This is a genomic window from Acidithiobacillus sp. IBUN Pt1247-S3, from assembly GCF_041146875.1.
Taxonomy (GTDB): Bacteria; Pseudomonadota; Gammaproteobacteria; order Acidithiobacillales; family Acidithiobacillaceae; genus Igneacidithiobacillus.
On the sequence record NZ_JBFRXP010000001.1, the window covers coordinates 83295 to 97053 of the forward strand.

The window sequence follows — 13759 nt, forward strand, 5'->3', positions numbered from 1 at the left end:
AGTGAACGACCCCGCTCCTTCATCCCAGCCCTCCCATGCCGCCGAAAGCCCGCAACACGGCCCGAGCATCGCCCGCTCCACCTTGATCAATGTCGCCGGGGCGTTGCTACCTGCGGGACTCCTCTTGGTCACTGTACCGCTTTATCTGCACCGCATTGGAGAGGCACGCTACGGCGTGTTGGCCATCGTTTGGCTGCTTCTGGGGTATTTTGCCGTATTCGATTTGGGCTTCGGCCGTGCCGTTGCCAACCGCATGGCGACTTTGTATAACGCCCAGCCCGCCGAAAGGCAGCAGGTATTCTGGACCGGTCTGCTCATCAGTGTCGCGACGGGGCTCATGGGGGGGCTACTGTTGTACCTCATGGGGGATTGGCTCTTTGCCAGCGTCTTTTCTGCGCCGCCCATGTTGCGCCTGGAGGTAGAACAGGCCATGCCGTGGCTGCTTTTAGCGCTGCCACTCATTATTGTCATCTCCTTGTTGGCCGGTGCCCTAGAAGGGCGGCAAGCCTTCCTTGCCCTCAATGTGGGACAAATGGCAGGAACCCTGGGCTACCAGATTTTTCCACTGGTGGTGGCCTATAGTGGCAAGGTCTCTCTCGCCTATCTCATTCCGGCAGCCATTGCAGGACGTTTCTTGAGTGCAATAGTGCTTTTCTACGGGTGCTACCGATCGGTACCCTTAACGCTGCGGCCCAGCGTTTCTGGCAAGCTCATCAAACCGCTGTTGGGGTACGGTGGCTGGATTACCGTAACGGGCGTGGTGGGTCCGTTGCTAACGGTATTCGATCGCTTCCTGATTGCTGCAAAGCTCGGGGTGATTGCGGTTACGTCGTACACCGTACCCTACAATCTGGTCCTGTACTTTTCAGTGCTTCCTGCAAGTCTACAAACCGCGTTGTTTCCCCGCTTTGCCATGGTGGAACAGGCGTCTGCCAAACAATTACTGCGCCAAGCTACCTTGACCATCGCCGCCATTCTTACCCCGGTGATCGCGATGGCGGAGTTTCTGATCAAGCCTTTTTTGCTTCTTTGGATAGGCCAACCGCTTGCCAGCCACGCCGCCCCGGTGGGGCAAATCTTGTTGCTGGGGATTTGGGTCAATTCCTTGGCCTTTGTACCATTCTCATATTTGCAAGCGTCGGGCCGACCAGATATACCCGCAAAGCTTCATGTGCTGGAGTTGGTGCCGTTCGTTCTCTTGCTGTGGGTGTTGATCGTACAGTTTGGTGTGGTGGGTGCTGCCTGGGCGTGGGTGATCCGTGTCTTGGCGGATGCGCTGCTGCTTTTTTGGTTTGCTCGTGGGATGGACATTTTACGGGACATGCTTTTTGGATCGTTGCTACTCTTGGCTTCATTCGTGTCGGTTTGGTACCTACCCATGAGCTTGGGTATACCATATGCTGTTCTTACGTTCGTTCTTGTAGTGGCTGTTGGGCTATGGTGCTACCGGATAGCGCCACGAGAGTTGACAGATGTTGTTGGCAACTTCGAACATCGAGTAAAAAATTATTTATCAAAAGAGTGTAAAAAAGCATGACGGATCTGGAGAATGATTTAGGGGACTGGCCAGAAGACGAACTGGAGTATTTGGACCAATGTCCTGTTTGTGGACGCAATGAATCCAAGCTACTGTATGAAGGCGTGACGGATCGGGTATTTTTCTCTGCACCCGGAAAATGGACACTATACCAATGTAAGGGCTGTGGCTCAGCTTATTTGAATCCGCGACCGACTCCAGCGTCGATTGGCTTAGCCTATCAATCGTATTTTACGCACGAAGAATCAGAAGATCTGGTCCCCCATGGCGGATTGCGGCGCCTAAAAAGAAGTCTGCGTAATGGTTATTTGAACAGCTGTTATAAAGCTTCCCTGGAGCCTAGCAATAAGCTCGGGGCCTGGCTGATACCAATGCTTCCGCAACGGAGGAGAATTGACGAATCTGTGCGGCACTTACCTAGCCATAACGAGTCAAAAAGGGTTTTGAATATTGGTTGTGGCAATGGACATTTTTTAAAGACCGCCATACAACTTGGGTGGGAAGCATGGGGAATTGATCTGGATGAAAAGGCAGTCGAGGTAGCAAGGCGCACCGGCGCAAATGTGTCGGTGGGCGGTTTTCCAGATACCGGCCTTCCATCAGAATCCTTTGACTATATAACGTTAAATCATGTGATAGAGCATGTGCATTCTCCACTAGATGCATTGAAGGAGGTTTATCGGCTATTGAAGCCGGGAGGGAAGATATGGATAGCGACACCCAATATAAATAGTATCGGTCATTGTATCTTTGGAAGGCATTGGCTAAATTTGGACCCACCAAGACATCTGGTGATTTTTAATATCAATTCGCTTCATGATATTCTAAGGCTGGCAGGGTTCGGTGCTATCCATAGTATTTACTCTGTGACGCCCTCTAGGGGTGTATATGAAGCAAGTTTTCGTATAAATATTGGTCTGGATCCTTTTGAAGAGGTTGGTAGTGACCTTCCAATTATTTTTCATTTTAGATCTATGATTGAAGATTTTTTGGCGAAGATAAAGCCGATAGTTGGCGAACAGCTGATGGTTATATCTAGGCGAGAAAAGCTGTGACGATTTTCGCTGTTATCGTGACTTTTAATCCACAAATGCGTTATTTTGAGAGGCTTTTAACCAGTATTTGCTCGCAGGTTGATGGTATTGTAGTGGTGGATAATGCCTCTAATTCAGGTCTTGTTGGCCAAATCGTAAAGGGGTATGAGAGTGTTGTGTTTGTTGCGCTTGATGAAAACTTAGGGATCGCGGCTGCCCTGAACATAGGTTTTGATTATGCTATTAGTTTGGGTGCCGATTATGTTATCACGCTTGATCAGGACAGCGTGCTCGAAACAAACCTAGTTAAATCGCTGTTATCTGCATACTTGGAACTCATCCATATGGGTTATAACCCTTCCGTAGTAGGTTCGCGATATCGGGACATAAGCAATGGAGAAATATCCGATAATTTAAAATTTACGTACTTTCGAACTCGTCCGGTTCATGATCCGTTGGTTTTGGGCAGGCTTGTCCCAGTTGATTTTGTTATTACCTCGGGTTCGTTTCTATCATTGGAGGTCTATAATCAGGTTGGCCCAATGCGGGAAGAATTGTTTATAGACCACGTAGATACGGAATGGGTTTTGAGGGCAAGTCATGCAGGATTCCAGTCTTACAGTCTTCAAAGTCCATGTATAAATCATTCTCTGGGAGAGTTTAGGAAAAGAGTTTGGTTCGGGCGTTGGCGCAATATTCCATTCCATAAGCCATTTCGGTATTACTATATTTTTCGTAACGCCATCTTGGTTATGAAGCAAGAAAATATCAGTAAGAAATGGAAAATCATGGAGACGCAAAGGATGATTAAAATGGCTATCTTTATGTGTATCATGTCACCGGAGAGGCTAGCGATTCTTCGTTATATGATGAAAGGCGTGGTGCATGGTCTTCGCGGGATTGGCGGGAAATTGCGGGAAAATTGAAGCGATAAAGATTTTTAGGAAATCTTCCCCACTTGAAAAGCCACATACTTCACGATATTCCGCATAATCACTGCTGGCCACAGATAAGCACGACGCAGCCCTAGATGGCGTAGCTCGCACCGGAAATAACGAAGCCCCTCCCCGCCGGTTCCGCCAAATGCTTTTGCTATCCAAGGCTGCTGCCCGTGAAACTTGCCGATCAGAAAATAACGCTGCATATCTTGGCGCAATGTATGATTATGGGAATGATAGACAATGGCGGTGGCTCCTTGCGCCAAACACCAGCCTGCTTGCAGCATTTTGGCGCCAACATACAAATCTTCACTGACGACAACATCCTGCGGAAAACCACCCACCGCCGCCAATGCAGTTGCGCGGTACGCCGTGCACGAGTTGGATAAGAATGGCGTTTTAATGCCAAAACGGACTTGGTCGGCAAGGCAACGGATCTGCGCAACGGGCGGATAATTAAAGGCACGGGAAAAGGCAGCGGAAGGCGTAGCATTCAGGTGGGGTATTTGCCGACCGCAGGCTGCGCCCACGCGAGGATTTTGCAGTAGCGTGAGCAACGTGCGCAAAGCGGCGGGGCCGCAAAAATAGGCGTCCTGGGTAAGATAGACGTACACCGCATAGCCTGGGTTTGTGGCTAATGAATGTTGTCTTGTTTTGCCGTGCCCAAACTCTGCCCTAGCAATAAACTCCTTCTTCACGGAAGGGTACTGCGCAAGCATTTGAACCGTGCCATCCGAGGAGCTGGAATCGACCACCAAGGTATCGTGGGGATAATCTTGCTCCTCCAGACTGTGGAGCAGGCGTTGCAAATCGGCACAGGCGTTCAGGCTCGGGATCACGCACAACACCTTCAGGGGTGGCGCGCCCGATTGGTCAGATCTTTGCGCGGCGGAAGCGGGCAGCACAGCGGCGCCCGCACCAGCGTGCATGGAATCCGGGATCGTTTTCCCCCGTACTAAGGCGTCAAAAACGCGCACCGTCATTCGTGCGATAACGCTGCTGGAGTATCGCTCACGCACATCGTGATACCCCTGCCGCGCCAGGCGCTCACGCAGGTCGGTGTCATCCAATAGCGTCTCAATGGCATCGGCCAACGCCCAAGCGTCTTTGGGAGGAATAAGCAGACCGTTACGACCGTGTTGGATGAGCTCGCGGCAGCCAACCACGTCGGTGGTGATAACCGGGCGTTCGCAGGCCATGGCTTCCAGCAAAACCTTGGGTAGGCCCTCGCGATGCCAGGTGGGTAGACAGAATAGGGTACAGGCACTCAAAACCTCGCTCATGTTGTGGCAGTCACCCAGCCACTCAATGATGCCGTCTTTAACCCACTGCTGTAACTGGCTTTCCGGAATGGGCGCAGAGTGCGCGATGTCTACGCCACCCGCCAACACAAAGCGCACGTTCGGTCGCCGGGTTTTCAGGTGTTGCGCGGCATCCGCAAAGACACGGACGCCTTTTTCCTCAATTAGGCGAGCCGCGAGCAAAACCACCGGGCTGGCGGAATCAAGCTGTGGTCGCGGCCGAAACTGGCGCAGGTTTACCCCAGCGCCGGGGATGACCACACTGTCCTCCCGCCGCACCGCGCCCATCTGCTCCAGCTCGGCTAGGTCTTCCGCATTCTCAAAAATCACACGACTGCGGGAGGGGTTGAGCAAACGGCGTAAAGCAATTTTAATGAGCGGGCGGAGCGTGCGGGCCTTTCCATCCGCGCCCGCGAAAACGTAGCCCAAACCCACCGGGGCATTCACAATGGCGGTACGTGGCGCGCCAATGCGTACTGCCAAAGTACCCAGCACAATCGGCTTGATACCAATTTGCCAAGCCACGTCCGGCGCAAGTTTGCGATAGAGCTTGATTAACTGCACGATAGTGCGCAGTTCGGGTAGCGGGTTGATGTTGTGGCGGTCGAGGTCGATCGACAAAAAAGAAAAATGATGTTCCCGAATGCGCTCCGCGAACCCAGTATCCGGCGCCACAACGATGACCTCGTAGCCCGACCGCTGTGCGTGTAGCGCACGATCCAGGAAGTGCGTTAGGAAGAAGCGGTCGCTGACCACGACTATGAACAATTTTGGCTTGTGCTTGCTCAAGCTACTGGCTATCCTCGTGCCGATGGTGAAAGCCGTTTATAGACCTCCAATGTCTTTTCCGCGCAGTTACGCCAGCTAAAGTCTTGTGATCTGAGTAGCCCGGCCTGCCTGTGTTTATCGGCAAGGGCGTGATCTTCCAAGAGCGTCTGCAGGCCATGCGTAATCGCTTCCACAGAATAAGGATCAATTTCAATAGCCGCTTTTGCAGAAATTTCTGGCATGGAGGTGATATTGGAAGTCAAAACGGGCGTACCGCTGGCGAAACCTTCCAGCACGGGTAACCCAAACCCTTCATATAACGAGGGGTAACAAAAAACTGCCGCTGCAGAGAAAAGATCTGCGAGTTGTTCAATTGGTAAATAACCCGTGCGGATGGTTTCCCCTCGTTCTTCCGCCGCTTTTACCTTGTGCAAAATATCGGAATCCTGCCAACCTGCAGCGCCAGTAAGAACCAGCGGGTATTCCTTCCGCAAGCTCGCAGATAGCGCGCTGTGCGCGTCAATAAGCCTGAGAATGTTTTTGCGTGGTTCCAGGGTGGCGACAAATAGTACAAATCCGCGATACCGAAGTCCAAGGTCTTGAAGCGTTTTATCCGTTTCCAGCGCGGTTCTCGGGCGAAAAATGTTTGCAGCACCTAAATGGGTGACGGTAATTTTCTCCGCAGATATTTGGTATACATCCATGATCTCATTGGCAGAAAAAACGGAATCTGTTATTACCTGGTCAGCTCTATGCAGTGCGGGGCCGAGGTGTTTGTTCAAAAATGCTGCACGCTGCGGTGGATGAAACTCAGGGTGGCGTACCTGCGATAAGTCATGCGCCGTAATCACCAAAGGGCCATCATAGCGTACCGGTATGTAGTTGGGCTCGTGATAGATGAGCCCTGTTTTCGCTAACTTGGCAATATGCCTTTGGTTCTGCCATTCCAGCAAAGCCTGGCGAACGGGATAGGCACCTGGAATTCTGCGCACCATGGATTTTATCGCGCGCAACTTGCTGGTACCTTTCCGTGAGCTTGTTGCGCCAGCTGAAGGTTCTGTTCTGAGGAGAGTAGCGAATGCCTCACCTTCGAGTATGCGCCCGCCCAGAAATCCCGCCAGAGTGTCTATCTCTCCTGTGGCAGCTAAGGCTTCGATCAAATGCTGTGTGTACAACCCAATGCCCGTGCGGGGAGGGGATAGGGACTGTAGATTGAACAAAACCTTCAAGCAGAAGTCCCTGCCTGTAGCATCCATTTCAGAGTGTCTTCCAGTGCATAACGCGGAGCAAAGCCCGTAGCCTCGGACAATTTGCGATGCGATCCACGCAGCACTGGGATTTCGTTTGCCCGTACAAACGCAGGATTGACTTCCACCTCCATGGGGTGACCAGTGAGCCTGATCATCATGTCTAGTACGGAGCGTAGCGCAGCCGCCTTTCCAGAGCAGACATTGTAGATCTCCGACCGCATATCAGATTCCAGCAATGTGATATAAGCCTCCACCACGTCGCGCACATCCAAAAAATCGCGACTGACATCCAAATTCCCCAACTCGATCTTCGCGGCGCGGCGCGCGAAGTGGCTCACAATCTTCGGGATCAGAAACTTCTCATCCTGGCCCACACCGGTGTAATTGAACGGACGGGTCATCACGATGGGCAATCGCTCAAACCAAGTGCGCGCCATGTGCTCCATCGCGAGCTTGCTACAAGCATAGTGGTTGACCGGCGCGGGACAAACTGACTCATCGATCACCTCTATACCTGGTGAGCCATAGATATTAGCAGAACTGGCAATCAAGATTTTATTTGGGGGCTCTGGCAACGCGGCGAGCGCATCAAGCAAATTCAGCGTGCCGAACAGGTTCACGTCGTAAAATGCGCGCCCATCGCCATGGCCTACAAAAGCCAGGGCGGCAAGGTGCACTACATGCGTCGGCTGTGCATGACGAACTGCCTCACGGACTGCGACAGTATCCGTTAGATTACACACCAGATCCCGATCCGCAGAAGATGCGCCTTCACCAAGACCGACTACAACGTAGCCTCTGCTGCGAAGAGCCGGTACAAGATAGCGACCAGTAAATCCGCTTGCGCCGGTGACCAATGCAACGGGCTGACTCATTAAAACGAGAATCCAGTTTGGTTACGGCGCAGGTCCGCCTCCACCATCATGGCGCACAGGTCTTCCAAGCTGGTCTTGGGTGCCCAGCCCAACTGGGTTTTGGCCTTGCTGGCGTCACCAATCAGCAACTCCACCTCGGCGGGGCGGTAAAAGCGTGGGTTCACCCGCACCAGGGCCTTACCCGTATTGGTGTCGATGCCCTCCTCGTTTTCGCCCTGACCACACCACTCTAGGGTCATCCCCGCCGCCTTGGCCGCCATGCTCACAAAATCGCGGACGGTTTCGGTACGGCCCGTGGCGAGCACAAAGGTGTCGGGCGCCTCGGCCTGCAGCATGCGCCACATGCCCTCTACGTATTCGTCGGCATAGCCCCAGTCGCGTTTGGCATCCAGGTTGCCCAGTTCCAGCACATCGAGCTTGCCGAGCTGGATCTTGGCAAAGCCATCGGTGATTTTTCGGGTGACGAACTCCAGCCCGCGCAGGGGGCTTTCGTGGTTGAAGAGGATGCCGCTGCTGGCAAAGATGTCGTAGCTTTCGCGGTAGTTGATGGTCATCCAGTGGGCGTAGAGCTTGGCCACGCCGTAGGGGCTGCGGGGGTAAAAAGGCGTGCGCTCGTCCTGGGGCACGGCCTGGACCTTGCCGAACATCTCCGAGGTGCTGGCCTGGTAGAAGCGGATTTTGGGATTGACGATGCGGATGGCCTCCAACAGGTTGAGGGCACCAATGCCGGTGATCTCGCCGGTGGTGCGCGGCTGGTCAAAGCTCACCCCCACAAAGCTCTGGGCAGCCAGGTTATACAGCTCCGTGGCCTGACTACGCTCCAGCAGGCGAATACCCGAGCCCACATCGGTCAGGTCAAACTCCACCAGATGTAGATTGGGGTGCTGCGCCACGCCCAACTCTTCTAGGCGCCAAAAGTTGACCGAAGCGGTGCGCCGAAAGGTGCCCCAGACTTTATAGCCCTTGTCCAGCAAGAGCTTGGTCAGGTAGGCACCGTCTTGGCCGGTGATGCCGGTGATAATGGCTGTGATCATTTTTTCTCCAGTTAAAGTTGGATTCAAGGTACGCCGATGGCTGCAAGTAGTTGCCTCGCACTCTGCTCCCATGTTAGCCAGGGCATCTCATCTGATTTCGGGTGTTGGTTTGAGTTAAATAGCCTAAGCCACGAGTTGACTGCTTCGGCGAGGGCGTCTGGTGATTCGGCATTGAAGTAGAAAGCATGTTCACCCGCCACCTCGCGGAAGACCGGGATATCCCGCGCGATGATCGGCAGCTTGTGCTGCGCCGCTTCGATCAGCGGCAGGCCGAAGCCTTCGCCGTAGGAGGCGGCGATCAGGCAGGTGCTGGCGGCGTAGACTTTTTCTAAATATTCGTCACTGATGCCTTCGAGCCAGAAGAGGCGTTTGTTGCGTTCGGGATGGCTGCGCAGTCGTTCGGCCAGTGCTTCCACCTGCCAGCCCTGTTTGCCAACGATGATCAGATTGGCGTCGGTGTCGGCCTGCCAGAGCTGTTCGAAGGCATCGAGGACTTGGGCATGGCCTTTGCGCGGTTCCAGCGTGCCGACCACGAGAAAGCCGGGGCGCGCGCGAAACTGGCCGAAAACGCTTTCTGCCTCCGCCGGCAATCCTTTGGTGGGGGGGGCGGAACTAGCTACATCTGCCCCCAAGTGGAACCAATCTATTTTGAAAGGGCGCTGGCGCTGGGAAGCGTGTTGAGTTACCCACTCAGCCAACTCATCGGCAATCGCTGAAGATATGCACACCGCGCCATCACCTTCAGCAACGACCTCCAGCCAGCGAGCAAACCCTTCGTCGGCGTGTGGAACGAAGAATTCCGGCATCCGGACACATAAAAGGTCATACACGGCAAATACGGTGCGCACCCCCATGTTGCGCAGATCACGATAAAAGCCACGCTGAGCTACCTGCACCTGCGGTTGCAAATCCAGCCCAAAGAACACATCGCCCGGCGCAAAGTCGATGGGCTCGTCGCTCAAACCATCCAGCAGGCAATCCATAAAAGCCGCCGTAAAGCATCGCGCATAGCGATAACCATGATCGACTGTGGCATAGACTGGCTCAACGCGATAGCCTTCCGGTGGATTCGCCAGCCATTCCTTGAGGATGCTGCGGACCACACGCTGAATGCCGCTTTTGGCATCACGCTGCACGAGTTCGGAGATATCCACCAGCAATTGCCGTTGGGCATTTGCGGCTGGAAAACTAGACGCCATTGCGCTGGCCAAGCCAAACCATTCGACTTGCTTCGGAGTAACACCAGGGATACGGGCGATGGCCTCGTTGAGCGCGGGAAGCGGGTTGTTTTCACTGGCATAGCACTGCTCAATCGCTACCCTGTATTGGTCGGCACAGCGGGACGGGTTGTGGCGGCTGATAATAACTTGTCGGGCGTTCTCACCCAACTGCTGTCGTCTCGCTGTATCACGCCACAGCGTTTCCAGGGCGGTAGCGAGTTCGTCATCGCGAAATTCATCCGGCAGCATCCATACAGTCTCGCTATCTAAATCCGCCATGCTGCCATTGGCGTTTACAATAGTCGCAAGTCCGTAATTCATGCAGTCAAGAACTGTACCTGATGTCTCGCCACGCGATAGCGTGCGCAATTGCACGCCGATATCTGCCGCCGCCAGGTATTGGAAATATAAGTCTTCGTCGGCCCATCCAGTAATTTGGATATTCCGGTTTCTACCAGAAATTTTTGCTAAATGTTGACCATATTCACCGGGATGATTCTCGCCTACAAACACCAAATGACACTGACCGGACTGCGACAAACTTGAATCAAGCCAAGCTTGCAGGAGGCGATGATTCAGTTTTGTCGGCCCCAACATGCCAAAGGAGCAAACAACAAAAACCCCCTCTTTCAGACCCAGAGTTTTTCGCGCGCATGATTTCTCCCATCTCTTTTCTTGGGCACGCATGTGGGGGATAACAGACCAGTCCTCTCCACCCAAGCCATACCATTGCTTTGCCAAGCGCAGTGTGTTTGCCGAATGTGCAATGATTCCCAGGCTGCGTTGAATGACGCATAAATTGCAAGGATACTTCCAGATGATATCGCTAATATCATCACTGCAACACCGATCACGGAGGGCAGTGTAGCCGTGAGAGTTAAAAAGCTCATGCGTGAAGATTCCGGGCTCATAGCCAAGTGCTTCCATATAGTGAAGCACGCCGGCCAGATAAAAATCGTGCAGTACGACAACGCCCGGAATATCCTTAAGCATTCCAAACATATGCCGGTGAAATGCCGAGTTGCCAAAATGATACAAGACGCGATCGTAATGATCGGCGTTCTCTATGAACCAATCTACAGATCGAGTCGGGCAGTTGGCTTTAATCCAAGGATCGGCCACCTCGTCTTGGGCGACGATGACCTCGATATCGTAGTGGCGTGCCAACTTGGGCAACAATTCGGCGCTGTAACTGGCAATACCGGAACGTTCAGGCGGCAACGGCGACACATAAGCCATTTTGAGCCTGCTCGACGCCGTGGGTACAGGCTTGTTTCTATATTCTGCGACGCCCCGTTCCATGGCCTGAATAGCGCGGCGAGCAGTTTCGTCCCAGGAAAATTTCGTTGCCTGAGTTTTCCCATGCTCGACAAGACGGCTACGGAAAGCGTTATCGATCAGGCCGCGTTGCATGGCCTCTGCAATCGCCGCATCGCAATGCGGGTCGAACAAGGCTTCCTGCAGGCCGACAACCTCGGGCAGGCTGGATGTGTTGGCCGCAATCACCGGCGCACCGCAACGCATAGCCTCCAAGGCTGGCAAGCCAAAGCCTTCGTGCCAAGAAGGAAATACAAAAAGCGCACAAAGGTTGTAGAGGGCAATCAAGTCCTCTTCGGGGACAAAGCCAGTAAAGACGACCGCGCCTTCAGCCAGCCCCTGATTTGTTGCGAGCTGCGCCAGACGTTGCCTATCTCCGGGTTGCACCGAGCAGACGATGGTCAACTGGTGCGCCTCACGCAATTGCTGGGGCAACCTTGCATAGGCTCGTATCAGACCTTCAATGTTCTTGCGATGGTCAATTCCGCCGGTGTACATCACGAACGGGCGCGGCAGCCCATATTTTTCTCGCAGCAAGCTTTCAGCATCCGCAGAAACATCAAGCTTCCGGAAACACGTATCGACATCAGAGGCTATATTGACCACTCGAGCAGCCGTGAAATCTAGTTGGCTGACACCTTCCTGCCGCGTTGATTCGGATATGGCCAATAGAAGATCGGCTTTCCGGAGAAATTCGATCTTTTTTAGATACCAAGACTCGACCTCCGGGTTTTCCAGATACGGCTTGCGGTGGATGTAGGGTATGAGGTCGTACAAGATTACAGCGACCGGGATATTGCCGGTTAGCAGCCCAATACTGGTAACTGCATCATCCCAAAAACCTTCAAACAAGCTCGTCACAAGAATGATATCTGGCCGCAGGCTTGCTAAAAAGGCCTCCCTCAGCAATTCTGCAGTCTGTCGGCGCCAGCCATTGGATGAGTCAACACTTGCCAATGGTCCGGGAGCGATCCAAACACGAATATTGTCTCGCGATAGCAAGCCATCGAACGCGGCGCGGATGGGTTCGATGGTGTCGGGGAACATGCCGCTCAAGGCAACGATGACTTCGTGCTCGCCCCGATTGCGCACGACCGCTTGGGCGAGAGCCATCGTAAAACGCCCGATGCCGCGAAGGCGATTTTCGGCCTGCACGCCCTGCATGTCGATAACGATGCGCATTACATTTACTCCAGTGGGGCCAGCAGTGGTGCAACGGGCTGGAGCATCACGCTGTGGCCGCCCATCTCAGTTGAGCACCCGCTGACCATTGATCATGACCGGCTTTCCGGACGCGTAGGAATACAGCACATCCGGGCAAATATCAGCGCCATTGGGCCAGACGATTGTTCCCAATTCCCGATTGAGGCTGACTTGTCGAAAAAAATCATCATCCAGCAGCGGTGCGAACACTCCAGTGTATTGCCGGACGATCTGATTCAGGTTGACAATCCCTTTCAGGCCATCGGCAAAGGTCAACTCAAGCGCTCGGTTTTGCAAAGGGCGCACAGCGGTAATGTCAATCAGAAACATGGTTTACTCCAAGGGTTCGATACACTTCAGTTCGGCCTGCTGGCGCGCCAGGTTCCAGTCGACCATCAACTCGTCTTGATGACGACTGGCCCATTCCATGACTAGGCCCATGGCACGGGGTGGCAGTTTCCCGGCCAATACAGACAGTGTTTCAATGGCAATTTCTACTTGGGCGTCGCCGTACCGCGCATGGAAATGCGGCGGGTTGTGCTCATTGTAGTACATGGCAATGATGATACCCAGGAAGCGGCAAATTTCAGGCATGTCTATCTTCGAGGCATATTGGAAAGCCGCTGCGCATCAAGTCTTCTCCTGCTGCCGTCTCGCCAGCGCCGACTTTAGATCGGCGTAAATCTGGCGCGCGCGGGGGGATAGCGAAGCCATAGCTTCACTATGCGGTGGATTTGGTGGCGTTGCTTGTTGAGTGCTGCTAAGGTAGGATTGCGGAAAGGTAGTGTTTCGGAGACGTTGTTTCAACTTTGGAAAGTGATTCAAAATTCTAACTGCTCTTGGTTTGAGAGCAGAGTTTGAGCGAACCTTATCAATTGCTTTTACCAAAAATGAGCGCGCTACCCGGCGTGGTCTACTGCCGGGTGCAAAAGTAATCCACGCGATACTACCGCGAACGAACCATTGGGTAAATCTTCGTGCAAGTCTTAATGGTTTTGTTATTTTCCACGAGCGGCTGTTCACCACAGCTTCATACAATTGACCTACGTGGCTGGCGCGTTCATTGGCTTGAGTAGCTTGTGCTTCGGCGAGGCTGGCGCGTTCATTGGCTTGAGTAGCTTGTGCTTCGGCGAGGCTAGCGCGTTCGTTGGCTTGAGTAGCTTGTGCTTCGGCGAGGCTAGCGCGTTCATTGGCTTGAGTAGCTTGTGCTTCGGCGAGGCTAGCGCGTTCGTTGGCTTGAGTAGCTTGTGCTTCGGCGAGGCTAGCGCGTTCATTGGCTTGG

Annotated in this window: 11 protein-coding genes; 3 read left to right on the forward strand and 8 right to left on the reverse strand. The window is 53.5% G+C overall.

Annotated elements, in window-relative coordinates; all coding sequences use genetic code 11:
* Position 1 precedes the first annotated feature (1 nt).
* From AB4090_RS00455 to AB4090_RS00465, 3 genes are read left to right on the forward strand one after another with little or no spacing between them, the layout of a single operon-like run.
* Entirely contained in the window at positions 2–1537 is a 1536-nt protein-coding gene (locus AB4090_RS00455) for a flippase (protein WP_369571884.1), read from the forward strand.
* Positions 1534–2592 (forward strand): class I SAM-dependent methyltransferase, encoded by a 1059-nt coding sequence (locus tag AB4090_RS00460; protein WP_369571885.1) that lies wholly within the window; start codon positions 1534–1536, stop codon positions 2590–2592. The genes AB4090_RS00455 and AB4090_RS00460 overlap by 4 nt, the downstream gene beginning before the upstream one ends.
* Positions 2589–3497, forward strand: a complete 909-nt coding sequence (locus AB4090_RS00465) for a glycosyltransferase family 2 protein (RefSeq protein ID WP_369571886.1) — start codon at positions 2589–2591, stop codon at positions 3495–3497. Before AB4090_RS00460 ends, AB4090_RS00465 begins: the two co-directional genes overlap by 4 nt.
* 14 nt (positions 3498–3511) lie before the next feature.
* Here the strand turns inward: AB4090_RS00465 and AB4090_RS00470 are convergent, their stop codons facing one another.
* From AB4090_RS00470 to AB4090_RS00505, 8 genes are all read right to left on the reverse strand, one after another.
* On the reverse strand, positions 3512–5599 hold the full coding sequence (locus AB4090_RS00470; protein ID WP_369571887.1) for a glycosyltransferase: 2088 nt from the start codon (positions 5597–5599) through the stop codon (positions 3512–3514).
* An 8-nt stretch (positions 5600–5607) separates the two neighbouring features.
* Positions 5608–6834 (reverse strand): glycosyltransferase family 4 protein, encoded by a 1227-nt coding sequence (locus AB4090_RS00475; RefSeq protein WP_369571888.1) that lies wholly within the window; start codon positions 6832–6834, stop codon positions 5608–5610.
* The gene (locus AB4090_RS00480) at positions 6804–7703 is read right to left on the reverse strand and encodes a GDP-mannose 4,6-dehydratase (RefSeq protein ID WP_369571889.1); all 900 of its coding nucleotides are present in this window, start codon (positions 7701–7703) and stop codon (positions 6804–6806) included. Before AB4090_RS00480 ends, AB4090_RS00475 begins: the two co-directional genes overlap by 31 nt.
* Entirely contained in the window at positions 7703–8737 is a 1035-nt protein-coding gene (gene gmd / locus AB4090_RS00485) for a GDP-mannose 4,6-dehydratase (protein WP_369571890.1), read from the reverse strand. Before gmd ends, AB4090_RS00480 begins: the two co-directional genes overlap by 1 nt.
* Before the next feature lie 23 nt (positions 8738–8760).
* Positions 8761–12456, reverse strand: coding sequence for a glycosyltransferase (locus AB4090_RS00490; protein ID WP_369571891.1), 3696 nt, complete (start codon positions 12454–12456; stop codon positions 8761–8763).
* Between the two features lie 66 nt (positions 12457–12522).
* A complete protein-coding gene (locus AB4090_RS00495; RefSeq protein ID WP_369571892.1) occupies positions 12523–12807 on the reverse strand; it encodes a DUF2442 domain-containing protein in 285 nt (94 codons plus the stop codon).
* A 3-nt stretch (positions 12808–12810) separates the two neighbouring features.
* Entirely contained in the window at positions 12811–13071 is a 261-nt protein-coding gene (locus tag AB4090_RS00500; RefSeq protein WP_369571893.1) for a DUF4160 domain-containing protein, read from the reverse strand.
* Between the two features lie 36 nt (positions 13072–13107).
* Positions 13108–13759, reverse strand: a 652-nt coding sequence (locus tag AB4090_RS00505) for a hypothetical protein (RefSeq protein WP_369571894.1), incomplete at its 5' end; no start/stop codon positions are given.

Bases quoted from the DNA above. Each gene is read 5' to 3' on its own strand.
- AB4090_RS00460 (WP_369571885.1), top strand. From the start codon at position 1,534: ATGACGGATCTGGAGAATGATTTAGGGGACTGGCCAGAAGACGAACTG.
- AB4090_RS00475 (WP_369571888.1), bottom strand. From the start codon at position 6,834: ATGGATGCTACAGGCAGGGACTTCTGCTTGAAGGTTTTGTTCAATCTA.
- AB4090_RS00480 (WP_369571889.1), bottom strand. From the start codon at position 7,703: ATGAGTCAGCCCGTTGCATTGGTCACCGGCGCAAGCGGATTTACTGGT.
- gmd (WP_369571890.1), bottom strand. From the start codon at position 8,737: ATGATCACAGCCATTATCACCGGCATCACCGGCCAAGACGGTGCCTAC.
- AB4090_RS00490 (WP_369571891.1), bottom strand. From the start codon at position 12,456: ATGCGCATCGTTATCGACATGCAGGGCGTGCAGGCCGAAAATCGCCTT.
- AB4090_RS00495 (WP_369571892.1), bottom strand. From the start codon at position 12,807: ATGTTTCTGATTGACATTACCGCTGTGCGCCCTTTGCAAAACCGAGCG.
- AB4090_RS00500 (WP_369571893.1), bottom strand. From the start codon at position 13,071: ATGCCTGAAATTTGCCGCTTCCTGGGTATCATCATTGCCATGTACTAC.